This window comes from Roseateles sp. YR242 (assembly GCF_900109745.1).
In the GTDB taxonomy this organism is placed as follows: Bacteria; Pseudomonadota; Gammaproteobacteria; order Burkholderiales; family Burkholderiaceae_C; genus Roseateles.
Genome location: NZ_FOAV01000006.1, coordinates 60,035 through 83,462 on the forward strand (window position 1 = coordinate 60,035; position 23,428 = coordinate 83,462).

The 23,428-nt window shown below is 66.8% G+C and carries 19 protein-coding genes; 10 read left to right on the forward strand and 9 right to left on the reverse strand.

Going from position 1 to position 23,428, the window contains the following annotated elements:
• From BMY53_RS13280 to BMY53_RS13295, 4 genes are all read right to left on the reverse strand, one after another.
• A complete protein-coding gene (locus tag BMY53_RS13280) occupies nucleotides 1-2,238 on the reverse strand; it encodes a TonB-dependent receptor family protein (RefSeq protein ID WP_255370182.1) in 2,238 nt (745 codons plus the stop codon).
• 4 nt (nucleotides 2,239-2,242) lie between these two features.
• Nucleotides 2,243-4,756, reverse strand: a complete 2,514-nt coding sequence (locus BMY53_RS13285) for a cbb3-type cytochrome c oxidase subunit I (RefSeq protein ID WP_255370183.1) — start codon at nucleotides 4,754-4,756, stop codon at nucleotides 2,243-2,245.
• Nucleotides 4,757-4,820: 64 nt separating this feature from the next.
• On the reverse strand, nucleotides 4,821-5,768 hold the full coding sequence (coxB, locus tag BMY53_RS13290) for a cytochrome c oxidase subunit II (RefSeq protein ID WP_092946965.1): 948 nt from the start codon (nucleotides 5,766-5,768) through the stop codon (nucleotides 4,821-4,823).
• Nucleotides 5,765-6,241 carry a c-type cytochrome gene (locus BMY53_RS13295; protein ID WP_255370184.1) on the reverse strand — a complete coding sequence of 159 codons (477 nt, stop codon included), beginning with the start codon at nucleotides 6,239-6,241 and terminating at the stop codon, nucleotides 5,765-5,767. The genes coxB and BMY53_RS13295 overlap by 4 nt, the downstream gene beginning before the upstream one ends.
• 144 nt (nucleotides 6,242-6,385) lie before the next feature.
• Here BMY53_RS13295 and BMY53_RS13300 point away from each other — a divergent pair, with 144 nt between their 5' ends.
• The 4 genes from BMY53_RS13300 (at nucleotide 6,386) to BMY53_RS13315 (ending at nucleotide 11,411) form a co-directional block, all read left to right on the forward strand.
• Nucleotides 6,386-7,306: a c-type cytochrome gene (locus BMY53_RS13300; protein WP_092946966.1), complete on the forward strand. Its 921-nt coding sequence runs from the start codon at nucleotides 6,386-6,388 to the stop codon at nucleotides 7,304-7,306.
• 305 nt (nucleotides 7,307-7,611) lie between these two features.
• A complete protein-coding gene (locus tag BMY53_RS13305) occupies nucleotides 7,612-8,037 on the forward strand; it encodes a hypothetical protein (RefSeq protein ID WP_143074065.1) in 426 nt (141 codons plus the stop codon).
• A gap of 148 nt (nucleotides 8,038-8,185) precedes the next feature.
• Nucleotides 8,186-9,976 carry a thiamine pyrophosphate-requiring protein gene (locus tag BMY53_RS13310; RefSeq protein WP_092946968.1) on the forward strand — a complete coding sequence of 597 codons (1,791 nt, stop codon included), beginning with the start codon at nucleotides 8,186-8,188 and terminating at the stop codon, nucleotides 9,974-9,976.
• An 82-nt stretch (nucleotides 9,977-10,058) separates the two neighbouring features.
• Entirely contained in the window at nucleotides 10,059-11,411 is a 1,353-nt protein-coding gene (locus BMY53_RS13315) for a PQQ-dependent sugar dehydrogenase (protein ID WP_092946969.1), read from the forward strand.
• 77 nt (nucleotides 11,412-11,488) lie between these two features.
• Here the strand turns inward: BMY53_RS13315 and BMY53_RS13320 are convergent, their stop codons facing one another.
• A complete protein-coding gene (locus BMY53_RS13320; RefSeq protein WP_092947152.1) occupies nucleotides 11,489-11,692 on the reverse strand; it encodes a DUF6496 domain-containing protein in 204 nt (67 codons plus the stop codon).
• Between the two features lie 229 nt (nucleotides 11,693-11,921).
• Between BMY53_RS13320 and BMY53_RS13325 the strand changes: the two genes are divergently transcribed.
• Nucleotides 11,922-12,833, forward strand: a complete 912-nt coding sequence (locus tag BMY53_RS13325) for a DNA/RNA non-specific endonuclease (RefSeq protein ID WP_218151231.1) — start codon at nucleotides 11,922-11,924, stop codon at nucleotides 12,831-12,833.
• Between the two features lie 69 nt (nucleotides 12,834-12,902).
• Here the strand turns inward: BMY53_RS13325 and BMY53_RS13330 are convergent, their stop codons facing one another.
• Nucleotides 12,903-13,466, reverse strand: a complete 564-nt coding sequence (locus BMY53_RS13330) for a hemerythrin domain-containing protein (RefSeq protein WP_092946971.1) — start codon at nucleotides 13,464-13,466, stop codon at nucleotides 12,903-12,905.
• A gap of 476 nt (nucleotides 13,467-13,942) precedes the next feature.
• Between BMY53_RS13330 and BMY53_RS25455 the strand changes: the two genes are divergently transcribed.
• From BMY53_RS25455 to otsB, 4 genes are all read left to right on the forward strand, one after another.
• Complete coding sequence (locus BMY53_RS25455) at nucleotides 13,943-14,161, forward strand: hypothetical protein (protein ID WP_143074066.1); 219 nt, start codon at nucleotides 13,943-13,945, stop codon at nucleotides 14,159-14,161.
• A gap of 398 nt (nucleotides 14,162-14,559) precedes the next feature.
• Complete coding sequence (locus tag BMY53_RS25460) at nucleotides 14,560-15,006, forward strand: hypothetical protein (protein ID WP_143074067.1); 447 nt, start codon at nucleotides 14,560-14,562, stop codon at nucleotides 15,004-15,006.
• Nucleotides 15,003-17,282, forward strand: coding sequence for an alpha,alpha-trehalose-phosphate synthase (UDP-forming) (locus tag BMY53_RS13335; protein WP_092946972.1), 2,280 nt, complete (start codon nucleotides 15,003-15,005; stop codon nucleotides 17,280-17,282). Before BMY53_RS25460 ends, BMY53_RS13335 begins: the two co-directional genes overlap by 4 nt.
• Entirely contained in the window at nucleotides 17,279-18,049 is a 771-nt protein-coding gene (otsB, locus tag BMY53_RS13340) for a trehalose-phosphatase (protein WP_177200866.1), read from the forward strand. Before BMY53_RS13335 ends, otsB begins: the two co-directional genes overlap by 4 nt.
• Nucleotides 18,050-18,064: 15 nt before the next feature.
• Here otsB and BMY53_RS13345 read toward each other — a convergent pair whose 3' ends face one another.
• Nucleotides 18,065-19,567 carry a hypothetical protein gene (locus BMY53_RS13345; RefSeq protein WP_092946974.1) on the reverse strand — a complete coding sequence of 501 codons (1,503 nt, stop codon included), beginning with the start codon at nucleotides 19,565-19,567 and terminating at the stop codon, nucleotides 18,065-18,067.
• Between the two features lie 112 nt (nucleotides 19,568-19,679).
• Nucleotides 19,680-20,801 (reverse strand): mechanosensitive ion channel family protein, encoded by a 1,122-nt coding sequence (locus tag BMY53_RS13350; protein ID WP_092947153.1) that lies wholly within the window; start codon nucleotides 20,799-20,801, stop codon nucleotides 19,680-19,682.
• A gap of 95 nt (nucleotides 20,802-20,896) precedes the next feature.
• Here BMY53_RS13350 and BMY53_RS25465 point away from each other — a divergent pair, with 95 nt between their 5' ends.
• Entirely contained in the window at nucleotides 20,897-21,757 is an 861-nt protein-coding gene (locus BMY53_RS25465; protein ID WP_177200867.1) for a PRC-barrel domain-containing protein, read from the forward strand.
• Nucleotides 21,758-21,762: 5 nt separating this feature from the next.
• Here BMY53_RS25465 and BMY53_RS13360 read toward each other — a convergent pair whose 3' ends face one another.
• Nucleotides 21,763-23,370 carry a hypothetical protein gene (locus tag BMY53_RS13360; RefSeq protein WP_143074069.1) on the reverse strand — a complete coding sequence of 536 codons (1,608 nt, stop codon included), beginning with the start codon at nucleotides 23,368-23,370 and terminating at the stop codon, nucleotides 21,763-21,765.
• Nucleotides 23,371-23,428: the final 58 nt, after the last annotated feature.

Consider the following 23,428-nt stretch of genomic DNA (forward strand, 5'->3'; position numbering starts at 1 on the left):
TCAGGAACCGAGGTCCGTGGTGAACTTCAGCCCCAGCCACCAGGTTCGCCCCGGTGCGGGCTCGTAGAACCGCCCGTTGCCATCGTTGACGATGACACTGCCCACATAACGCCTGTCCATCAGGTTCTCGACCCGGGCGATCCAGGTCCAGCGTCCTGCCTGGGCCTGCCCCTCCTGGCTGAGCCGCAGATGGAGCAGGCCGTAGCCGGGCGCGAACTCGCTGTTCGTGTCGTTCACGGCCGTTCGCTTCACGGCGCGCCACTCCACGGCCGCCTCACCGCCCGCCCACACCGGTGGCTTCCAGGCCAGCTCCGCGAAGGCACTGCCGCCGTTGGTGCCGGCAATGCGCCGGCCGGCAGCCACCGGCACGTTGGCAGTGGCGCAAGGCGTGCCGGTGCAGGTCTGGAAGCTGTCGCGATAACTGGCCTCCAGGGTGCTCACGGCCCAGGCCGTGCGCCAGCCCGGCGTGAAGCGCCAGGCCCCGGAGACTTCCAGCCCGCTGCGGCGGGTACGGCCCACGTTCTGGTAGCTGGAGCGCCCGCCGCTGTTGGTCAGCACCGCGATCTCGTCGCGGGTGGCGATATGGAACACGGTGGCGTCGAGTTCCAGTCGCTCGCGCCGCCACTTCAGCCCCACCTCCTGCTGGCGGCTCTTCTGCGGTTTCAGGTCGGCATTGAAGCCACCGCCGCCGTCGGGCCGGTAGGCCAGTTCGTTCAGGGTCGGGGATTCAAAACCCTGCCCGGCCGCCGCATGCAGCAGCAGGCCTTCCGCCACCTGCCAGCCCAGCCCGAGCGCCGGGTTGGCATAGCGGTAGCGGCGCGCGCCGGAATCGTCGCCATTGCTCAGGAAGTGGTCCTGCGTGGACATCCGCACCTGGCCTGCACGTACGCCCAAGGTGGCCTCCAGGGTCGTGGTAACGGCGCCCTGCCATTGGGCATAGGCTTCCCGTGTGGAGGCTTCGTTCTCCTCGTCGCGCCGCAGCGCGCCAGTGACGCCCAGTTGCTGGGCCGTGCCGGTGCCGATGAAGTTCTCGTAGCCCTGGCGGTCGTCCCGCTGGCGCTCGAGATTCAGGCCGGTGGAGAGGGCGCCACCGGCCACGCGCCAGACCAGGCGGCCATCCACGCCGTCGTAGCGCCGGTCGAAGTCCACCACCCCACCACCGCTGCCGGGGGCAGCCTGGGCGCCCACCGTGATGGACTGCCACTGGGTCACGCCACGCCAGCCGGTGTAGGCCACCAGGCTGCTGTCAGTCAGCGGGCCTGCCGCATCGAAACGGTGGCGCCAGCGGCCGCCCAGCTGCGTCTGGGTGGCGTTCTTGCGGGTGTTGAACTGCTCGGCCTGCGGCGTGGTCTGGTCGGGATTTTCATTCCATTGCGCACGTGTCAGCCCCAGGGGGTCCTGGGCACGCTGGTTCAGTGAATTCGCCAGCAGCGTCAGGCTGTCCGCTTCGCCAGTCCAGGCCAGGCGCCCATTGAGCAGGGTGCGGTGGGCCTCGCTCTGCGGACGGAACCCATCGATTTGAAAGCCGCTGGCGCTGGCCTGCCCCTCCCAGCCATGGCCCAGCGGTGCAGCCGCGCTCACCCGGGCCTGACGCAGGCCATTGGCACCCGCGTCCAGGTCCAGTTCAACGGCGGGCCGGGCCACGGGTGCGGAGACAGTGGCGATCACACCGCCCGAGCTGTTGCCATACAGCGCCGTGAAGGGGCCTCGCACCACCTCCACGCGCTGGGCGGAGGCGAGGTCGAAGTGGGTCACCTGGCCCTGCCCGTCCGGCATGGTGGCGGGGATACCGTCCGTGTAGAGCCTCAGGCCCCGCACACCGAAGGGCGCCCGTGCGCCAAAGCCGCGCGAAGAGAGTTGCAAGTCCTGCGCATAGTTCTGGCGGTTGTTGGCGGTGATGCCCGGCACCCGTGCCAGCGCCTCGGAAAGATTCACCATCGGTCCGGCCAGGCGCAGCGTGTCCGCGTCCAGCACCGTGGCGGCATAGGGTGCACTGGACAGTGCCCGCTCGGTGACACTGCCGGTCACCACCACGGTGGGAAGACGGGCCGCGACGGCTGGCGAACCCTCGGGCGTTTGCGTCCGGGCCGATGGCGCCGGTTCCTGCGTCCGGGCCGATGGCGCCGGCTCCTGCGTCCGGGCCAACGGCCCAGGCTCCTGGGTCTGGGCCAGCGCAGCACCCATGCTGCACAGGCCACCCAGCACCAGTGTCGATCCGACACGTCTTCTCAACATCATCCGTTCATCCTCCCCAGGCCACCAGCGATGGCCACCACAACACCAACACGCCCTGCACACAGCACCAGCCCCACAGGAGCCGGATGTTGTCCCAGGTGTTCCTCTGACGGGGCCTCACCAGACCCGCGAGTATCCGCGCTGCCAGGTAGACCGCCAGCCATCCCAGCATCAGCACATGCAGGCCCTGATAGCCCAGCAGCGCGGCCAGCGTCCCGGTCCAGGCGTCAGTGGTCGGCGCCGGACCAGCGCCCAGCGCCGCCCGTCGTCCGAGCTCGAAGCTGGCCGCGCACAGCCCCCACGCCGGCAACAGCCACACGGCCCGCCAGCCGGACAGCCCGTGAATCTTCAGACCACGGCCTGCCAGGCACAGCAGGCCGAAGCTCACCCCGTACCCGACCGTGATCAGCCCGCTCACACCGAGCGCCGGCAAGGCCGCGCCCGGCGGCGGGCAGACTGCGAGCCGCATGGCCACATGCAGATGGGCAAACCCGATGGACGCCAACACGGAGGCCCCCACCACGATCACGATCCAGGTGGCCCAGTACGACGGTGCCATCCGGCCCTGCGCCCCCAGTGGTAGCCAGCGCCCCTGCGCCACCTCCGCCTCGGCGACCAGCGGATGCGGATCGGTCTGCCACAACCAGCGCCAGATCGCCACGACGGCCAACACGAGGCCGGCCAGCGTGCCCGCCGTGCTCTTGACCGTCATCAACAGGAAAAAGGCGGCCGTGCCCACGGCGGCCAGCACCGGCCAGACGCTGTCGCCGGCCAGGGTCGCGACGCGCCGGGGTTCGGCCGCCACGGGGCTGGTGATCAGCGTCTCGCGCCCCCCCGTCACCGTGCCGGGCAACCAGTGCCCGCCGGCCACCACCTCCTGGTGCAGCCAGGGGTGTTGCCACAGCGGCTCTTGATGCGCCACATGGGGAATGCTGCGCGTGCCGTAGTCCTCGGCCGGCAGCCACTCCAGCGTAGGCGATCGCCAGGGATCCTGATGCTCCTGCTCGGGGCCGCGCTGGGTGCGTACCAGGTCGATCAAAAACAGCAGCACGCCCAAAGCAATCACCACGGCCCCCAGCGACGACAACAGGTTGGGCCACTCCAGGCCCAGACCCGCTTCATAGGTGTGCACCCGCCGTGGCATGCCCAGCAAGCCGGCGATGTGCATGGGAAAGAAGGCCAGATTGAAACCGCCGAAGATCAGCCCGAACACCCAGCGCCCGGCCTGTTCGGACAGGGGCCGCCCCCGCCACAGTGGCATCCAGTGGTAGAGCCCGGCAAACATCGGCAGCACCATGCCCCCAATCAGCACGTAGTGGAGATGGCCTACAACGAAATAACTGTCGTGGGCTTGCCAGTCGAAGGGCAGCAGCGCGAGCATCACGCCGGTCAACCCGCCCAGCACGAAGGCGGCGAGAAACCCGGTGACAAAGAGCGCAGCCGTCGTCCAGCGCACCTGGCCGCGCCACAGGGTGCCAATCCAGGCAAAGATCTGCAGCGCCCCGGGCACCGCGATGGCGACGCTGAACAGCGACACCAGGCTGGGGCCCAGCCCGCCCAATCCGGCGGTGAACATGTGGTGCACCCACAGCAGGAAGCTCAGCGCCCCCACCGCACACAGGGCCGTCACCACCGCGTTGCGTCCGATCAGGGGCGTGCGCGCCAGCGCCGGCAGCATGGTGGAGACCAGGCCGGCGGCCGGCAGGAAGATGATGTAGACCTCCGGATGACCGAAGAACCAGAACAGGTGTTGCCAGAGCAGCGGATCCCCGCCACGGGTGGCATCAAAGATGGGCCAGTCGAAGGCGCGCTCCACCTCCAGCAGCGCCGTGCCGGCGATCACCGCCGGAAACGCCAGCACGATCATGCCGCCCACCACCAGCATGGACCAGGCATACACCGGCATGCGGGCCAGGCTCATGCCCGGCGCGCGGGTCATGAGAATGCCGGTGATCAGCTCGATGGCCCCAGCAATGGCGGAGATCTCGATGAAGCCGATGCCCAGCAGCCAGAAGTCGGCATTCAGGCCCGGGGACCAGGCGCGGCTGCTGAGCGGCGGGTACATGAACCAGCCCCCATCCGGGGCCAGTTGCCAGAACAGCGTGGCATAAAAGGCCAATCCGCCGATGGCGTAGGCCCAGAACGCAAAGGCGGAGAGCCGGGGGAACGGCAGGTCCCGCGCGCCCAGCATGTTGGGCAGGAGGTAGACCGCCAGCGCCTCCACCATGGGCACGGCGAAGAGAAACATCATCACCGTGCCATGCATGGTGAATAGTTGCTGGTAAACCGGTGCGCTGAACAGCGTCAGGCCCGGCGCCGCGAGCTGGGCCCGCATCAGCAGCGCCAGCACGCCGCCCAGCACCAGGAACAAGAAGGCGGTGGCAATGTAGAGCTTGCCGATGAAGACGTTGTTGACGCTGCCGATGCGCCGCCAGCCGCGCGGCGGTGCCCAGGCCGCCTCCAGGCGCTCCAGTTCACCCGTGGGCCTGGGCAGACGGCTCAGCGGTGGCGGCCGGGTCACGGCGCCGCCCTCCCCAGCTGGGACGCAGGCGACGCGCAGCGGGCAGGCATCCGGCGCTCGGGGGTCATGGCCCATCCTCCAGGAAAGCCGCCAGCGCGTCGATCTCCTGGGCAGGCAGATGTCGAAAGGTCGGCATGCGGGCGCCGGGCTTGATCGCCTGCGCGTCCGTGATCCACCGCTTCAGGGCTTCCCGGCCGCTGGACTGGCGCAGTACGCCAGCCCCCAGCCACAGACGCTGGGTGACCCCGGTGAGATCGGGGCCCAGCCCCTCGGCGGCCACCTCGCTGCGACCGCGTACCGTGTGGCACGCGGCGCAGCCCCGGTCACGGAACAGGTCCGCGCCACGCAGGGACAGTGGTTGCGCGGCGGGGGCCGGTGGCTGCGATGGCTGGGCCTGGCGCCGCCGCCACGCATCGAAATCCTCCGGTGCCATCGCCACCACCTGCAGCACCATGCCTGCGTGCTGCGTGCCGCAATATTCAGCACAGGGCCCGCGGTACACCCCCGGCGTGCTCGCGGTGAAGCTCAGCCGGTTCAGCCGCCCCGGCACCAGGTCCATCTTGCCGTTGAGCGAAGGCACCCACAAGCTGTGGATCACGTCACCCGAGGCCAGCGTGAGCCTCACGGTGCGCCCGGCCGGCACGCGCAGCTCATTGGCCGAGGCGAAGGCCGGCAGGCCGCCGTCTTCGGCATAACGCAGATCCCACCACCACATCCGGCCGGTCACCGTGACCTGCAGCGATCCGGCGGGCGCCACATCGTCCAGCCCCTCGCTGCGCCCCATGCTCCAGGCCAGCAAGCCGCCAAAGACCAGCGCCGGCAACACCAAGCCGCCGCCCCAGATCCACCAGCCTTCGGCCACGGGCCGCCGTTTTTGCCAGAGCAGCGCGCCTGCCAGCACCACCATGGCCAGCACAAAGGCGCCCACCCCCACCCACAGGCTGGTCTCGATGATGGCCGCCAGCGCCGACGCCTCCGGGCTGGCGGGTTGCATCACGTCGCTGAGGCTCATTGGAGCGACAGCAGATAGCCGGCCATGTCGCGTGCGTCAGTGGCGGAGACTCCCAGGCGCGGCATGGTCGCGCCCGGAACCACGCCGGGAGGATCCATCAGCCATTGCTGCAGGCCCTGCGGCGTGTTGGGCCACTGCCCGGCGATGTAGCTGCGGCGGCCGAAGTCCGTCAACGCAGGTGCCAGCCGGGAATCACCGGCCACGCCGGGAATCCGGTGGCAGCTGCCACATTGGTATTGGGCCATCAGGGCCTGTCCGCGGGCCAGGTCAGCGCCGGGCACCTGCCAGCGCCTCAGGGGTTCCGGGGCGTCTTCGCTGCAGGCGGCCAGGCCCAGGCTCATCCCCGCGCCCGACAGCACGCCCAGCATCACGCCAGGCAGCCGCCGGTGCCGGTGGACCATCGTGGCCGGGGCAGGTGCCAGGACATTTGCCAGGCCACGCGCCAGGTGGATGAGCAGGACAGGAATGGGCATCGCCGCGCTGGAGCACGCGGCGTGCCCGGCCCTGGCCGCATCAGCAGCCCTTGTTGGCATGGCCCATGGGGCCTTCGCTTGGGCCCCGCCCTCGCCCTCGCCCTCGCCCTTGCGCTTGGGCATTGCGCTTGCCGTGCGCCGCCCATGTTGCTCTCCAGCCGCCCCTTGCGCGTTGTGGCCGCCACCCTGTTGGTGGCCGCGTTGCTGGGTGCCGGTGGCGCGCTGGCCTTCGTCTGGGGCGGTTTCTATGACGTCAGCGCCACGGGGTCCCACTGGCGGCCCGTGCATCGGCTGCTGGAGGTGGCCCTCAGGCAATCCGTGCGGCAGCGGGCCGCTTCGGTCACCCCGCCGGTGGGCCTGGCCGACCCGGCCCGGCAACTGCAAGGGGCGGCGTGTTTTCGTGATCGCTGCGTGGCCTGCCACGGCGCGCCGGGCATTCCGCCCGAGGCCTTTGCGCTAGGCCTGCAGCCGGTGCCGAGCTCGCTGGTCGAGGCCACCCGGCACTGGCGCCCGGCCGAGCTCTACTGGATCACCCGCCACGGCATCAAGATGAGCGGCATGCCCGCCTGGGAATACCGGCTGGGCGAGGAGGAACTCTGGGCCGTGGTGGCCTTTCTGGACCAGTTGCCCACTCTGACACCGGACGGGTACCGACGCCTGACCGCCTCCGCCGCCACTTCCGCCAGCTGCCACGCCATTCCGGAAAGTCCGGCAGCGGAGACGACGGGGTGGGCGCCGGACGGCATGATTCACGAGGCGGACGGGCGCTCCGCGAGCCGTGACAGCAGTGATCGCTGGGCCAGCGCCCGCCGAGCCCTGGCCCAGCACGGCTGTGTGGCCTGCCACATGATCCCGGGCGTGGTGGGGCCGGAGACGGGCGTGGGCCCGCGGCTGGAAGGCCTGGCCGGCCGGCAACGCATCGGCAGCAAGGTGCCCGCCGACGAGGAGGGTCTGTCGCGATGGATCCGGGATCCGCAGGCCATGGACCCGCACACCGCGATGCCCACCGTCGGCATCAGCGAAACGCAGGCCCGATTGATGGCGGACTACCTGCTCAAACATTGATTAGTTCTCCTGACTCGTTTGAACCAAATACTCCACCACACCCACCCATCAGCATCACCACTCTTTTCCGGCGCCTAGGTAATCTGCACACGTCCATGAGTCGAAGTGACCCCGAACTGGCATGGGGCACCAGGCGCCAACCACCGCCATAGCGGGCGCTATGACGAGGATTGGGAACGTTGCGGACTCCGCTTCCCCGCTGGTCCCGTCGTCCCATGCCCCCCTCTACGCCCCGTCCGTTGCCCTCATCACTACCTTCACCCGAGCGGACCTCCACGCTGGCGCGCACACGAGACGCGCCGCCCTTGTCCGGGGCTGTGAACAACCTGGTGAACCCTGTGGCACATGAGGCCCATGAAGCACATGAGGCCTATGAGAACCTTGAGGCCAGTGACGCCCGCACCGCAGACCGGCTCTCGCCTTGGTGGCACGCCTGCCGCCAGATCGACATCGGGCTCGCGGACCTGCGGCAGGCCGTCCATTCGCAATGTGCCGACCAGCCTGACCAGGAAGAGATCCTGGCCGCCCTGGAGGAGACCATCCGGGAGGTCGTGGCAGGCCTTCTGGAATTTTCCCAATCGCTGATGACGACCACCCCCGATCTACTGGACACCGCACCGCAGCCCCCTTTGGACGACGAGCTGGTCGAGCTGATGGACCACAACGGTTTCACCGAACTTCGTCTGGCGGACACCCTTCAAACCGCGCTGAACCGGTTATGCAGACCTTAGGGAAACCTCTGCATAACGCCTTGCAGCCGATGTGACCCCGATTCGGCGGTTCGCGGCGTCGCGGGAGATATGCGGAGGGTCCCTTGGGGCCCCACCCTTGATGCATTGAGCGTCGGCCTGCGGGCACCCCGATTGCTAGCTGCTCTGCATGGGAACCGTCGGCGATCAACTCATCCACCGCCTCCAGGCCTGGGGCGTGCGGCGGGTATTCGGCTATCCCGGCGACGGCATCAACGGTCTGATGGGTGCCATGCGCCGGGCCGGTGACGCGATGGAATTCATACAAGCCCGGCATGAGGAACTGGCCGCCTTCATGGCCTGCGCCCATGCCAAGTTCACCGGCGAGGTGGGCGTGTGCATGGCCACCTCGGGCCCGGGCGCCATTCATCTGCTCAATGGTTTGTACGACGCCAAGGCCGACCATCAGCCGGTGGTGGCCATCATCGGGCAGCAGGCCCGCTCCGCCATGGGTGGGGACTACCAGCAGGAAGTGGACCTGCACAGCCTGTTCAAGGATGTTGCCCACGAATATGTGCAGACCGTGATGGTGCCGGCGCAGGTGCGCCATGTGCTGGACCGGGCCATGCGCATCGCGCGGGATCACCGCGCCGTCACCTGCGTGATCCTCCCGCATGACGTGCAGGCGCTGGAAGCCGTGGAGGAACCGCCGCGTGAACACGGCACGGTGCACTCGGGCATCGGCACCACCGGCATCGCCCAGGTGCCTCCCACCGAAGAACTGGAACGCGCCGCCGCCGTGCTCAATGCGGGGGCACGTGTGGCCCTGCTCGTGGGGGCCGGCGCGCTGCACGCCACCGCCGAGGTCATGGCCGTGGCAGACAAGCTCGGCGCGGGTGTGGCCAAGGCCCTGTTGGGCAAGATGGCGGTGCCGGACACCCTGCCCTACGTCACTGGCGCCATCGGCCTGCTGGGCACCGTGCCGAGCTGGGAAATGATGGAGCGCTGCGACACCCTGCTGATGATTGGCTCCAGCTTCCCTTACGGCGAATACCTGCCCAAGGAAGGCCAGGCGCGCGGTGTGCAGATCGACCTCGACCCGCGTCACCTCGGGCTGCGTTATCCCATGGAGGTCAATCTCGCCGGGGACGCCGCCTTGACGCTGCGTGAGCTGCTGCCCCTGCTGGAACAGCGCACCGACCTGCGCTGGCGCCATGAGATCCAGACCAACGTCGGGCGCTGGTGGGAGGTGGTGCAGGCCCGTGCCATGGTGGATGCCTCGCCGCTGAATCCGCAGCGGGTGTTCTGGGAACTGTCACCCCGGCTGCCCGACGACGTCATCATCACTGCAGATTCCGGCAGCACGGCCGCCTGGTACGCCCGGGACCTCAAGGCGCGCGACGGCATGATGGGTTCACTCTCTGGCGGCCTGGCCAGCATGGGCTCGGCCATTCCCTACGCGCTCGCCGCGAAGTTTGCGCATCCGCAACGTCCGGTCGTAGCGCTGCTGGGCGATGGCGCGATGCAGATGATGGGTATCAATGCGCTGATCACGGTCGCCCATCATTGGCAGCGCTGGAAAGACCCGCGCCTGGTCATCATGGTGCTGGACAACGGCGACCTCAACATGGTGACGTGGGAGCAGCGTGTGATGAGCGGCGACCCCCGCTTCGAAGATTCGCAGGCGCTGCCGCCCTTTGCCTACGCGGAATACGCCCGCATGCTGGGCCTGGGGGGCCTGAAGGTGGACCACCCCGAGGACATCGGCCCCGCCTGGGATGCTGCCCTGCAGTCCGACCGCCCCATGCTGCTGCAGATGGTGGCCGACCCCAATGTTCCGCCGCTGCCGCCCAAGGTGTCGGCCGCGCAGCTCAAGTCCTACCTCATGTCCCTGCTGAAGGGGGACCCCCAGGCCCGTCAGACCGTGATCGCAACCGCGCTGGACTGGTGGGCCGGTGTGAGGCCGGACCGGGGGTCTTAGCCCCCCCTGCCGCTCATCCATTGATTCATTCATTGAATCCTTCATCGATTCATTCATTGCAGCCCACTGCCCGGAGCGTTTCATGCACAAGAAAAAGTCCTCGCCCGTCGTCCATCCCGCCGTCCTCCCTGCCGTGGTCGCCGTCGCCTTGCTCGGCGGCATCGGCCTGCGTGCAGCCCATGCCCTGGAGGCACAGCCCGCGACACCGGTGGGCTTTGGCCCCAACCCGACGCTGCCGGAACCGGACAAGGCCCTGGTGCCCACCATCAACGTCGCCAAGGCGGTGGGATGGCCGGCCAATGCGCAGCCCCAGGCAGCGGCCGGCCTGAAGGTCGTGCGTTTTGCCGACAAGCTGGTGCATCCGCGCTGGCTGTATGTGTTGCCCAACGGCGATGTCCTCGTGGCGGAGACCAACGCCCCTGAACGCCCCGACGACGGCAAGGGCCCCAAGGCCTGGGTGACCAAACAGTTCCAGAAGAAGGCCGGTGCCACCGTCAAGAGCGCCAACCGCATCACGCTGTTGCGCGACACCAATGGGGACGGCGTGGCCGATCAGCGCTTCGTCTTTGCCGAGGGCCTGAATTCCCCGTTTGGCATGGCCCTGGTGGGTGATCAGTTCTATGTGGCCAACACCGATGCCGTGGTCCGCTTCCCCTACGCGCAGGGGCAGACCAAACTGGCCGGCCCGGCGGTCAAGCTGGCCGACCTGCCCGGGGGCCGCATCAACCACCACTGGACCAAAAGCCTGATCGCCAATGGCGACGGCACCAAGCTCTATGCCGGCATCGGCTCCAACAGCAACGTGGCCGAGAACGGCATCGAAGCCGAGCAGGAGCGCGCTGCCATCCTGGAGATCGACATCCAGACCGGCGCCAGCCGCGTCTTCGCCAGTGGGCTGCGCAATCCGGTGGGTCTGGCCTGGGAGCCGACCAGCAAGGCGCTCTGGGTCTCGGTGAATGAGCGTGATGAACTCGGGGACGATCTGGTGCCGGACTACATCACGTCCGTGCAGGAGAACGGCTTCTACGGCTGGCCGTACAGCTATTACGGCAAACATGTGGACGACCGCGTCAAGCCGCAGCGGCCTGACCTGGTCGACAAGGCCATCCCGCCGGACTACGCGTTGGGCGCGCACACCGCCTCATTGGGCCTCGCCTCGGCGGACGGCAACAAGCTCTCGCAGAGCTACGCACATGGCATGTTCGTCGGCCAGCACGGCTCATGGAATCGCAAGAATCCAGCTGGCTACAAGGTGATCTTTGTGCCCTTTGTGGGTGCGAAGCCCAGCGGCATGCCGCTGGACGTGCTGAACGGCTTCCTTGATGCCAAGGGGCAGGCCCAGGGCCGCCCGGTCGGGCTGGCGCTGGACAAGCAGGGCGCACTACTGGTGGCCGATGACGTGGGCAACGTTATCTGGCGCGTGACGCCCCGCTGAGGCGCCTGGCACCTCTGCATCCGCCCGCCCCTCATCAGGGCCACCTCGGCTCGCGGGAGGAATGCAGAGTTGCTTTTTCAATGGCGGGGTGACCGAGTCGAGCTGCGCTTGGACGGCACCTTGCCCCCCGCCTGGCGCGCCTTGGACAAGCCGATCGCAATGGCCTGCTTGCGGCTGGTCACCGTCTTGCCGGTGCTGCCGCTCTTGAGTTCGCCCTTCTTCTCCTCGTGCAGTGCCTTGCCTACTTCATCCTGGGCCTTCTTGCCGTACTTGGTGGTCATGGTGTTCTCCATTTGATCCATTCATTGGTGAGAGGCGGCAACCCGCATGCCACCGGCATGCCGACGACGCGCTGGCCACGTGCCGAGCATCGTCCGCCCTCGTTGATGCTGAGGAGCGCACATCGAGTCGCTATGGCCCCCACCTTCCCCGGTAGGCTGCCGACTGTCTTCAGTCATTTACTGGCCTGTGCTGTTTCGCTCATTCCGCCGTTTGTCCGTGTGCGCCCTGGTGGGCGCCGCCTTCGCCCCCCTTCCCGGCCTGAGTGCCGCCTTCGACACACCGCACACCGTCCGCGATCTGGAACGCGCGGTGGACCGTGCATTCAAGCCAGCGGGCGCCACAGCGGCCAGCCCAAGAACCGTCGGCCTGCCGCCCTCATCGGCCAACTTCCAGGCATGTGCCGGTCATTTCTATCGTGGGGCGGCGCCCGTCATCGAGAGCGGTGAGGCCCGGCCCGCCAACGCCTACGGGACGCTCCGCGCCTTGTGCTATGACCGCTTCGCGGTCTTGCATTCGGCCACCCTCAAAGGCCCGCTCTTCTCGGCGGAAAGGCTGTCGGCCGCGGAGCTGCGAGCGGGCGCGGAGGTGAAACGACCGGACGGCCGCAAGGCTTTTTTTTCTGACGCCCGGCTACCCCTGAGGGAACGGGCGCAGCTGGAGGACTACGCAGGAGAATCCAGGCTGCCGAAGGAAGAACGCCATGACCGGGGCCACCTCACACCGGCGCGCGACATGAGCAGCGACCGGTCCATGGCCCAATCCTTTTCGTTGGCGAATGTGGTACCGCAGAATTCGGTGAACAACCAGCAGGTCTGGTCCAAGATCGAAAAGGACACCCGCGCCTATGTCATGCGGGCACGCGGAACAGTCACCATCATCACGGGCGCCCAGTACGGGAGCGCACCGGAGCGCCTGAACACCGCCGGACCGGCTATTCCAGTCGCCCTGTACAAGCTGGTGCACGACGAAACCACAGGTCGCGCCTGGGCTCACTGGCTACCGAATACCGCCAGTGCACGGATCGGCAAGCCGATCAGCTACGAGGAGCTGGTGCGGCGCACCGGGATCCGGTTTCTACCGCAGTCGCCGGCCAGCTTGATGAGCGATGCAAGCGTCGAGTCGGGCCATCGTGCGCAGTGAGCCGAAACCCCGTCACGCGTGTCTTCGGGCCGGGCCAGCCGCCCGGCTGCGCACGACCCGCGCGGGGGATCAACGTTCCTTGCGCAGCGCGGTGGCGAGGGCTGCGTCGCCCTGCAGTTCGTCCCGCCACTGCGACTCCAGTTCGGAACGACGCCGGCGCAGGCTGTTGGACAGCTGCCGCCAATCCACCGAGGCGGAATGGCTCAAGCGCGGCAGCAGCCCTTGCTCCACGTCCTTGACATGGTGCGCGACATACCGACCCAGCACGCCCACCAGGGGTCCGAACTGCGGGTCGTCCGCCTCCATCCGGCGTAGCTGCGACATGAGGATACGCACCACCAGGTGCTCAACCTCGGCCTCGTGCACGAGGCGCCGCTCTGCCGCACCGATCTCGGGGCAACGCCGTACGGCCGGATAGAAAAGTTCCTCTTCCAGGGTGGCGTGCAGGGTGAGCAGCGCGCAGGTACGGCGGATCAACGCCTCGCAAGCCGCCAACTCGCCAGCGGACTGCATCCGCTCGAAATGACGGAAGGCGAGCAGAGCCTGCTGGTGGTCGTCCATCAGCAGCGTCACCACCTCATCGCGCGCCTGTACATCGGCTCGCACGCCACCTTGCAAAAAGGCATGGCTCATGGCTAGCACTCCATCATGGCCGGGCGACCGCCTTCGTGGGACATACGCCGAGGAGAGGCGTAATCATCGTGATAACGCTTGGGGCCCTCGGGATGGTGCGGTGGTGGATCGGCGTCGTTTTCATCCGTCTCGTTCGCCGGGTCCGGGATGCGGGGCACGCTGCTGGAGTTGTCATCTTTAGCCGGATCGGCGCCGGGTTCCGGCGAAGGTCGCGGCGCTGGTGCAGCGGCGAGCGCCAGACCCGTAGACCGGTGTAACTCAGGCGGGTCTGCCCATAAGGACAATTGATGCGGGGGCTCAAATCGCATTTCGAGCATGGCTGAGGCTCCTTTTGCGATCTGTGCGGCAATCTGGATGCCGACATCGCCGGTCAAATGGAAACGAAATGTTGTTTAACCGACTTCTCTGCGGGCCTTGCCCACTGGAGGCAGGCGCGCCGCTTGCAGGGTGACCCGGGAACTCCAAGGAATTCGCACATGCCATCCTTCACCGCCGGATCCCCTCCGCAACGGGCCCACAGCATTCCGCCCTCACCGCCCTTCCCCAACGAGGTGCCCGGCGTGCCGCCACCTCCCCACGGCCCTCCGACGGCGCCGGAGCCCGGCCCACCCGAAGTGATCGACCCGCCACTGCCGGAAAACCCCGTTCCGGTGCGTGAACCGCCTTACATGCCGCCACCCACCGCTATCCAGTAGTCGGAAAGGGCAGCCCCATCGTCGGCGCTCTGCCATGGAGATGCCGGGGGCATGGGAGCGGGCGGTTCAGGCCCGCAGAGCGCCCCTGCGTTGCCCTTGTTTCCGGGGGCGCGCTTCGCCGCCTCCACGCCACCGAGGGCCCATGGCGTCGGGGTTGCCGGCTGACAGTGCTCACAGCGGCCACTCTACACGACCCATCTTGTTCGGAATGCGGCCACTCCGCGAACAACTCGGCACGGTGATTGCCTGATGCGAGCGATATTTCTCTCTGTCAGGAGTCGCCATTGAAGGGATTGCTGCTACCAGCACTGCGCCGCGCAGGCGCTGAAGGTGTTTTAGCCAGCCTGCTATCGGGATTGGCGTTACTACGGGGCAGCCGCACGGACCATGCTCATCGGGTGGGTCCACTGGCCGGTGCTGCGGAATACCGCGTGGGTCGTCCGCCGTTGGCCTCACGGGTCAGCACTCTGGCCTTTCACGTCGCCACCACGGTGCTGTGGGGCGCGTTGTATGACCGCTTGCGTGGTCTGCGTCGTCGCCCCGGGCGGGTGGATGCCTGCACCGACGCGCTGCTGCTGACCGCCGTGGCGGCCGGCATTGACGAGGTGGTGCGGCCCCGTCGTTTCACGCCTGGGGCAGACCGGGCTGCCGAGGCGTCCAGCAAGTGGCTGCTCTACGGCGGCTTTGCCACCGGTCTGGCGGTGGGCGGGCTGCTCGCGCTTCGTAAGTCTTCCACAACAGCGTCGACAACAAATTCAACATCAGCCTCAGGCGACGAGAACCTCGGGAGGAACCCTCACCGACCCTGGTTCCCGCGACGACGGCCCGGGAGCGTCGAAGAATGAAATCCATCCACCTGCAGATCCGTTTTCTGGTTCCGCTGCTGGTCACGCTGACGGTCGCCGCCCTGCTGGCCCTGCCGCTGCTGGACCGAATGACGCTGCGCTGGTTCTCACGCGACCTGAGCGCCCGCGGCTCCATGGTGGCCAAGACCTTGTCTCTGGCCATTTCCGACATCGAGCCCAATGCCAAGCTGGACCGCCTGCGCGGCCTGCTGGAGCGTGGTGTACTGGACGAACGGCTGGTGGGCATTGCCCTATGCAGTGCCACCAACGAGCAGATCCTCAGCACCAAGGGCTTCCCGACCTCGCTGACCTGCCAGGAAGCCCGCACCATCGCTCGCCAGCAGGACCCCCGGCTGGAGCTGGCCAGTGGTGCCGTGCACATCGGTGACTTCCCGGTCAACACGCAGCAGGCCGATTCAGACCGCCTGGTGCTGCTGCATGACCTCAGCCTGCCGGACCGCCGCAGCATCGATACGCGGCGCTACATGATCATCTTCATCACTTTGCTGGGGCTGGCGGTGGCCGGCATCACCATGGTGGTGGCCCAGCTCAGCTGGCGGGGCTGGGTGTCGGGCATGCGCGCGATCATGCGTGGCGAGGGGCTGGTGCGTCCGCTGCTGCAGACGGGCGGCGGCGGCACAGACAGCGCCCCGCCCGAACTGCAACCGCTGGAGGTGGAGATCCGCCAGCACCTGCGTGAACTGGAGGACAACCTCTACCGCGAACATGGCCCGCTCACCCCCTGGGACCCGGAGCGGCTGCGTGGCTTGCTGCGCACCCAGCTGCGCGGTGACCAGGTGATCGTGGTCTCCAACCGGGAGCCCTACATCCATCTGCGCGGCGCGGACGGCATCCACGTCAGCCGCCCCGCCAGCGGCCTGGTGACGGCGGTGGAGCCGGTGATGCGTGCCTGCTCCGGCACCTGGATCGCCCACGGCAGCGGCAATGCCGACCAGGAGACCGTCGATGAGCATGACCGCGTGGCCGTGCCGCCAGACACCAAGGACTACGTGCTGCGCCGCATCTGGCTCACCAAGGAGGAAGAGGAAGGCTACTACCAGGGCTTTGCCAACGAGGGTTTGTGGCCGCTGTGCCACGTGGCCCACGTTCGCCCGGTGTTCCGAGAGTCCGACTGGGCCCAGTACCGCGCGGTGAACCAGCGCTTTGCCGATGCGGTGGTGGCCGAGGCGCGCAGCGACGACCCGGTCGTGCTGGTGCAGGACTATCACTTCGCCCTGCTGCCCGCCATGGTGCGCGAGAAGCTGCCCAACGCCACCATCATCACTTTCTGGCACATCCCATGGCCCAACCCGGAGTCCTTCGGCATCTGCCCCTGGCGCCGCGAGTTGCTGCAGGGCATGCTGGGCAGCACCATCCTGGGGTTCCACACACGTTTCCACTGCAAGAACTTCACCGAGACGGTGGACCGCTACCTGGAGGCGCGGATCGAACACGAGCACTCGACCATCAGTTATCAGGGAGAACCGACGCTGGTGCAGAGTTATCCGATCTCCATTGCCTGGCCGACTGACGAAGAGCGCGTCGCCTGGCCGGCGCCGACCGAAGCGCGTCGAGCCGTCTTCGAGCGGCTGGGCCTGGCCGAGGGCACCTGCCTGGCGGTGGGGGTGGACCGCTTTGACTACACCAAGGGCATCCTGGAGCGGCTGCATGCGGTGGAGCGCCTGCTGGAGAAATACCCCCAGTGGCAAGGCCGCTTCGTGCTGGTGCAGGTGGCCGCGCCCACCCGCAGCGCCCTGGATGAATACCGCGAATTCCAGGACCGCATCCATCGGGTGACCGACCGCATCAACCTGCAGTACGGCCAGGGCAGCTACAAGCCGGTGCTGCTGCTGGCCGAGCACCATGACCATGCCGCGTTGATGGAGCTCTACCGCGCCGCCGACATGTGCGTGGTGACCAGCCTGCATGACGGCATGAACCTGGTCTGCAAGGAGTTCATCGCCGCACGCGACGATGAGCAAGGGGTACTCATCCTGAGCAGGTTCGCAGGTGCAGCCCGTGAGCTGCCCGAGGCCTTGGTCATCAACCCCTACCACGTGGAGGAAACCACCGATGCGCTGCACCGCGCTGCCACCATGCCGCCGCAGGAACAGCGCGAACGCATGGCCAGCCTGCGCATGACAGTGCGTGAGTTCAACGTGTACCGCTGGGCCGGCCGCATGCTGGCCGATGCGGGCCAATGGCGTCTGCGCGAGCGCATCACGCGCCGCGTGCAGCGCCGCTCACGCGAAGGATCGGAGGCGACAACGCCATGAAATCACAAAAGCATCTGCTCGGCACCGAGGGCCGCCTGGCCCTGAGCCGGCTGGTCCAGGACAAGCCGCTGCTGGCCTTCGACTTCGACGGGACACTGGCGCCCATCGTCATGCATCCAGACGAAGCACGGGTCCCCCCGGACATGGTGCCCCTGCTGGCCGAACTCGCCCAGCGCCTGCCGGTGGTCATTCTCACCGGCCGGCAGGTGGAGGATGTGCGCCATCGGCTGGGCTTCAAGCCCACCCACATCGTGGGCAACCACGGCGCGGAGGACGAAGTGCAGGGGCCGGACCCGGCGTTGGTGCAGGCCCTGGCGCCCTTCCGGGCGCGGGTGGCCGAACGCCGCCACCAGTTGGGGGCTGCAGGCGTCTCCATCGAGGACAAGTCCGCCTCCATCGCCATTCACTACCGGCTCTCGCCGGACCCCGTGGTCGCCCGTGAGGTGATCGACGAGCTGGTGGCGCAGTTGCCACCTCAGGTGGTCACGGAACATGGCAAGCGTGTGGTCAATGTGCTGGTGGACGGCGCCCCCGACAAGGGCGACGCCATGCAACGCCTGATGGCGCAGTACGGTTGCGCCAGCGGCTTCTATGCGGGCGACGACACCAATGACGAGCCCGTTTTTGAACGGGCCGGCCACGACTGGGTCACCGCCCGGGTGGGACCGCGGCTGGATGACAGCCACGCACGCTTCTTCCTGCTGGAGCAGGCGGAAATGGCGGAAGTACTTCGACAGATGACGCGCGCGCTGGATCCGGTGGCCTGAGTCGCGAGGCCTGACTCAGGCAGGGGCCAAGGCCGCCGCAACGGGTGTTCTCGAGGCAGAGAACATCTCACGCACCTGCTGAATCAGCTCTTCCATTTCATACAAGATTTCGCACGCCTCCCGTTCATCGACCGCATGGTCAAAATGCTCCTGCCAGAGATCGAACCGTGCCAGGAGTTGCTGCTGCTGCACGGAAAGCGGCCGCTCCTGCCACCGCTGCGCGGTCTGGCTCAGGCTATTTCGCTGATCGATTTGAAAGGACGCATCCTGCCAGGCACCCGAGGCCGTTTTTTCAAGCAGCGCCAGAATCCTGTCGCCTAGTGCGTCAGCCGCCTTGAGCATTGATTCGGCCTCACCCAGGTGGCCGTTCGTCAACGCATAGACACATTGTTGTTGCATGCGCCGCAGATGGGTCTCCCGACCCGCCAGCGCCTGGTTGAGCTCATGCGGGGCACTCCCTAAAATTTCCCGCAAGCGGGCCAACTTGCCGCTAAAGGCATCGACGGCGCTGAGCATTCTCGCGGCGCCCTGGATCAGTTCGCGAGTCTGAGACAACAAATACAAAAGCTCGGACCCCACCCGTTCTGTGTCCTTGAGCCGCTGATCGGACAGCACCGCCAGGCTTTGGCGGGTACGCAGGGCGAGCACCCCTTCTTTCGGCCAGGCATGAATCAGCTTGCGCAATCTGAAGAGCTCATCGAAAAAAGCCCGGCCCTCCATCTTGCTGGCGCGTTGACAGCTTGCTTCGATCTCGCTGTCCGACAGCAGGGAATCGGCGTCAGACAGACTACGCAACAAGCCCGAAGCTGCAGGCTGCGCACCTTCGGCCGCCAGGCGGAACGTCAGTGCGCTTTGAAAATTACCGGTCTTTCGGCAGGTGTCCAACAACTTGACCAGACGGGATTTCTCATCGCGGGTGCCGGCACGCATACATTGGTCCACGCGCTTGCCCACGTCGCAATGCAGCTGGGCTCTGCCGTCCGCGAGTTCCGCCTTGCCCCAGTCGCCGCAGCCGAAGGCGTTCCGGGCAGCCGCTTCTTCATGACGAGCCAGGGCCAACTGCTCCATCAGTGCCAGGTCACCCACGGGATCGTTGGTGCGGATCGACGCCAGGTGATCGACCTCGCGCAGCCTCGTGCAGGGCATGTTCTGCCATGCCCGCCTGGCACCCTCCAGGTTCTGCAACCATCGCTCAAGCCCGCGAACATCGCCCAATTCGATCCGGTGGCCACGCGTAGTGGCCGCGAGCAAGAGCACAACCTCTTTGTGCAGGGACTGCATCTTCTCCCCCTGTGCCGCCGGCCACTCCTGCATGTCGTCGAGCGCCTGGCCCATGCGCTGCTGGAAGACGAGGGGCTTGCCCAATAGCTCGCTGGCATTATCGGCAGTATGGCTGCCGACGCCTCGCCCCTGGATGGAACTCGAGCCAGCCGGTGCTGCGTCGTGGGCATGTCCGGCATCATGGGCCCGCAACGCCGGAATGAAGTTGCCTAAGATATTCGTCAGCCGGTTGGGCATGGTGTCTCCTCCGTGGTGCCGTCAAAAGGCGCGCCGCCAACGCAGCTCGCATTCACAGCGTCCTCAGTATGGGAGACAGGAATTTCCGTTCGCCAGCCAGCGCCCTCCCTGCTCAGGGCGCGGGGGAAGGCGGCAGGGAGGGCTTGACGGACGGCGCGGTCGGTGCCGGTTCGCTCTCCACCAGCGCCCGCAGGCGAGGAAGGGATTGCGGGAATTCCTTCTGGATGTAGGCGATCAGCCCCTCCCTCAGTTCACAACGCAGGTCAAAGTTCTGGCCAGAATCCCGCGCACTCACCAGGATGCGCAGCTGGATGGCACGATCGGTGGCATCAGTTACCTGCACCACGCAGACGCGGCCATCCCAGTGAGTCGAACTGCGGCACATGGTTTGCGCTTTCTCCCGCAATTGGGCCACCGGCAGCGTGTAGTCGACCCACAGCATCACCGTACCCAGGATGTCGGCGCTGCTGCGCGTCCAGTTCTGGAACGGATGCTCAATGAACCATTGCAGAGGAATGATCAACCGGCGCTCATCCCAGATCTTCAGCACCACATAGGTACTGGTGATTTCTTCCACCCGGCCCCACTCGCCTTCCACGATCAGCACATCGTCCAGCCGGATCGGCTGGGCCATGGCGATCTGCAGGCCGGCCAGCAGGTTGCTGAAGACCGAGCGCGCCGCCAGGCCCATGACCAGGCCGGCGATGCCAGCGGAGGCCAGCAGGCTGGCACCCAACTGCCGCGCCCGCGGGAAGGTCATCAACACAAAGGCCAGCGCCGCCAGCATCACCGCACCACTGGCGATACGCGCCAACACCTTGGTCTGCGTCTGGATGCGGCGGGCGTGGAGGTTGTCCGCGACATTGGACGGATGCAGTTCCGAGATGGCCTCGGCAACACCCGCGATGGCCGCCATACCCAGCCAGGCAATGACCAGGATGGTCAGCACGCCCAGCCAGTGCTGCAGACCGTTGAGGCCGGTCGTGCCCTCCGGCACCCCCTGTGTCGCAATGAGCAGGCCGATCATGGGCAACGCCCACCTGGCCGGCCGATCCCCGTGGCGCACCACGGCGGTGGCCACCACCGAAAACCGGGCCAGACGCAGCGCCAGCGGCCTCAATAGGCGATGCAGCAGCAAGGCGGCGACCACGATGATCACGGCGCCTATCAGCCACTGCCCCCACAACTCAATGTCCAGCGCCTTCAGGCGCGCTTCCCAAGCGGATGCATTCATCTGAAAACGATGGCAAGCGATGTGCCAGGTGGCCGCATCGCGCACAGCTGGCATCAGCGTTGCCGTGTGTACGTATCACGACAACTGGAGACCCCATGGCGCATATTTCATCCGACGGCACCTTCATTCGGACTCGTTCGACCTGGGGTGCCGCGCTGCTGACGGTGATGCTGGGCAGCGCCGCAGGCCTGGCCGTGGCGCAGACCGCACCGCCAGTGCCCGGCTCACCGACGGCCGGCCACCCCGACGCCTCGGTGACCCGCGACATTCGCGCCAGCAAGCTGATCGGCAAGGAGGTCCGCAACCCTCAGAACCAGAAACTGGGCGAAATTCGTGACCTGATCCTGGATGTCAACAACGAGGTCATCCACTACGCCATCCTGTCCTTCGGTGGCGCCATGGGCGTGGGCGACAAGCTGTTCGCCTTCCCCCTCACCGCCTTCCAATACAACGGCACCCAGGAGCACCTGGTGCTGGACATCAACAAGGAGAAGCTGCGTTCGGCGCCGGGATTCGAAAAGAGTCGCTGGCCGGACTGGGCCCAGCCGGATTACGCCATGGAGATCGAGCGCTATTTCGGCGCGGCCGGCCAGGTGGCCCCCCACCCGAATTCGCGGTTGGTGCGCGTGGGTGACCTGCTGGGGCGGGATGTGGACGACCAGAACGCCAAGGACGCTGGTGAGATCGAGGACGTGGTGGTGTCCCTGCGCAGTGCGCGGGTGCGTTACGTGGTGGTGTCGTTTGATCGGGCCTGGAGCCTGAACGACAAGCTGCTGGCCTTGCCGCTGAAAGCCATCCGGGTGCCTGACGACAAGAAGGCCGATCTCGTACTGACCCTGACCCGCAACGACCTGGACGCCCAGCAGGCTTTTGACCGCAAGCAGTGGCCCGACTTGAACGAGCCGGTGTACCGCAGCCATGTGGACCGCTGGCTGGAACAGGTCAGGCGGCAGTGAGGCAATCAGCTCTCGCCGGGCCGGCCTGGGGTTTCGCTTGGCAACTGCCCTGGCAACTGGCCTCGCAACTGGCCTGGCAACTGCCACGTCAACGGAGGCAGACCTGCCTGGCGCGGCTGATAAAGCGGGGACGCCCGGTAAGGGCCAGAGCCAGCGTACGGACGCTGATGGGCATGACGACGCGCAGCGTGCTGCCCCAACTGCCTCCCCATGAAGCCCTGCAACGAAGGCGTCAAGTATTGACCGGAAAGATAAAGGCCACACGCAATGGCCCGCGCCTCCATCTCGGAATGTCCCAGGTCCATGTGAAAGGGGTCGGCCGCAGCGTCCTGAACCAGCGCTCTCAGGAAGTCGTTTAGTGCGTCGTGGTCGAACTTGCATTGCGCAACACACTTGTCGACGTAGAGCTCACAGGACTCCCCGAGCACCAGCTCAGCCTTCTCGGCCTCTTCGGCCCTTTTCGCGGCAGCTCGCCGTCGCTCAGGAGAGAGTCCTGGAGCCAGCTCCGGCGCCAGTACATGGCCGATCTCCAACCAGAAAGGCGCCGGACGCCGCCCGCGCTCGGCTTGCCGCTGAAGTGACGTGAAGGGGACGATGCTGGGGCTTCCCTCCGGATTCGCAGAGGGCACGACGCAGGTCTCGCCACGCGGCTGCGTCGTGACCATGAGCATGCGTTTCGCAGGGAAGTAGCGAACCTGCTGATGCAGGGGAAGGTCGCCAAACAGTCGTTTCGCGGTCTCGGAGCCGGCGCGCAGGGGAACGATTCCCACCCTGGCGTTCCCCAGTTGGACCTGGGCTTTGGCGGGAAGCTGAAGTAGCAGTTGAAAAACGGCATCGACATCCTCCGCCCTGGTCGACGCCTCACCTTGCAGGCTCAAGGGCAGTGGGCTGCTCGCTTCACCCGTGCGCGCCCTGATGAGCGCTCCCATCCAGCGCTGATCAGAGATGGGCTGCAGCGTCAGCGGCAGATCCTCCATGGGCAAGTCAGGTTCAACGGCAGCCTCACCCCAGCAGCTGAAGCGCGGCCTCAGCAGCAGAAAGGGGTTCTCACCACGACACCGGGCAGCCTCGATCTCAGCCCATGGTTGGATGTCAAGCTGACGAATGCGTTCCGGCCTGGCTGGATCCAACAACTCAGGCAGCGCCTCGGCCGCCCTCCCTTCCAGCACACGGAAACGAATTGACTCGGATTCAGTGCTGCAGGCGCGTCCCGCCAGCCACTCGATGTTGTCCGCCAACTGTGTCAGCTCTTTCATTGCCTTGGACCACCTGCCTGCGTTGGCCGGCCGGGGCCACTCAATCATCTCCCTCAGGCGATCGGTGATCACCTTGCTACGGCTCTTACCATGGGCCGACACCTTTCTGTCGCGGTGGTGATCCATTCGATCGAGCAGCCGGTTCACACGGTTGATGATGGCGCTGAACTGGGAGTCCATCCGATCATCCAACGCTTCCTGGTAGCGCTCGGCCCAACTCACCTGTCCTGACGAATGCCGGTCTTCCACGGGGCGCAGAGCAGCGGACGAGTCGTCTTGATGGGGTGTGGGCGTCGCGTCACTTGAAGGTGTGGTGCAGGCAAGTGCAGCGCAGGTGTGTGCGGCAGCATTGAACATCGCAGGCCTTTTCCATGTACAGCACGGCATGCTAGGACCACCGCGACGCCCGGGCCTT

Coding starts and splice junctions, on each gene's coding strand:
- BMY53_RS13280 (WP_255370182.1), bottom strand. CDS start 2,238: ATGATGTTGAGAAGACGTGTCGGATCGACACTGGTGCTGGGTGGCCTG.
- BMY53_RS13295 (WP_255370184.1), bottom strand. CDS start 6,241: ATGCCCATTCCTGTCCTGCTCATCCACCTGGCGCGTGGCCTGGCAAAT.
- BMY53_RS13320 (WP_092947152.1), bottom strand. CDS start 11,692: ATGACCACCAAGTACGGCAAGAAGGCCCAGGATGAAGTAGGCAAGGCA.
- BMY53_RS13345 (WP_092946974.1), bottom strand. CDS start 19,567: ATGCCCAACCGGCTGACGAATATCTTAGGCAACTTCATTCCGGCGTTG.
- otsB (WP_177200866.1), top strand. CDS start 17,279: ATGAAATCACAAAAGCATCTGCTCGGCACCGAGGGCCGCCTGGCCCTG.
- BMY53_RS13315 (WP_092946969.1), top strand. CDS start 10,059: ATGCACAAGAAAAAGTCCTCGCCCGTCGTCCATCCCGCCGTCCTCCCT.
- BMY53_RS13335 (WP_092946972.1), top strand. CDS start 15,003: ATGAAATCCATCCACCTGCAGATCCGTTTTCTGGTTCCGCTGCTGGTC.
- BMY53_RS13350 (WP_092947153.1), bottom strand. CDS start 20,801: ATGAATGCATCCGCTTGGGAAGCGCGCCTGAAGGCGCTGGACATTGAG.
- BMY53_RS13360 (WP_143074069.1), bottom strand. CDS start 23,370: ATGTTCAATGCTGCCGCACACACCTGCGCTGCACTTGCCTGCACCACA.
- BMY53_RS13300 (WP_092946966.1), top strand. CDS start 6,386: ATGTTGCTCTCCAGCCGCCCCTTGCGCGTTGTGGCCGCCACCCTGTTG.
- coxB (WP_092946965.1), bottom strand. CDS start 5,768: ATGAGCCTCAGCGACGTGATGCAACCCGCCAGCCCGGAGGCGTCGGCG.
- BMY53_RS25465 (WP_177200867.1), top strand. CDS start 20,897: ATGGCGCATATTTCATCCGACGGCACCTTCATTCGGACTCGTTCGACC.
- BMY53_RS13330 (WP_092946971.1), bottom strand. CDS start 13,466: ATGAGCCATGCCTTTTTGCAAGGTGGCGTGCGAGCCGATGTACAGGCG.
- BMY53_RS25455 (WP_143074066.1), top strand. CDS start 13,943: ATGCCATCCTTCACCGCCGGATCCCCTCCGCAACGGGCCCACAGCATT.
- BMY53_RS13310 (WP_092946968.1), top strand. CDS start 8,186: ATGGGAACCGTCGGCGATCAACTCATCCACCGCCTCCAGGCCTGGGGC.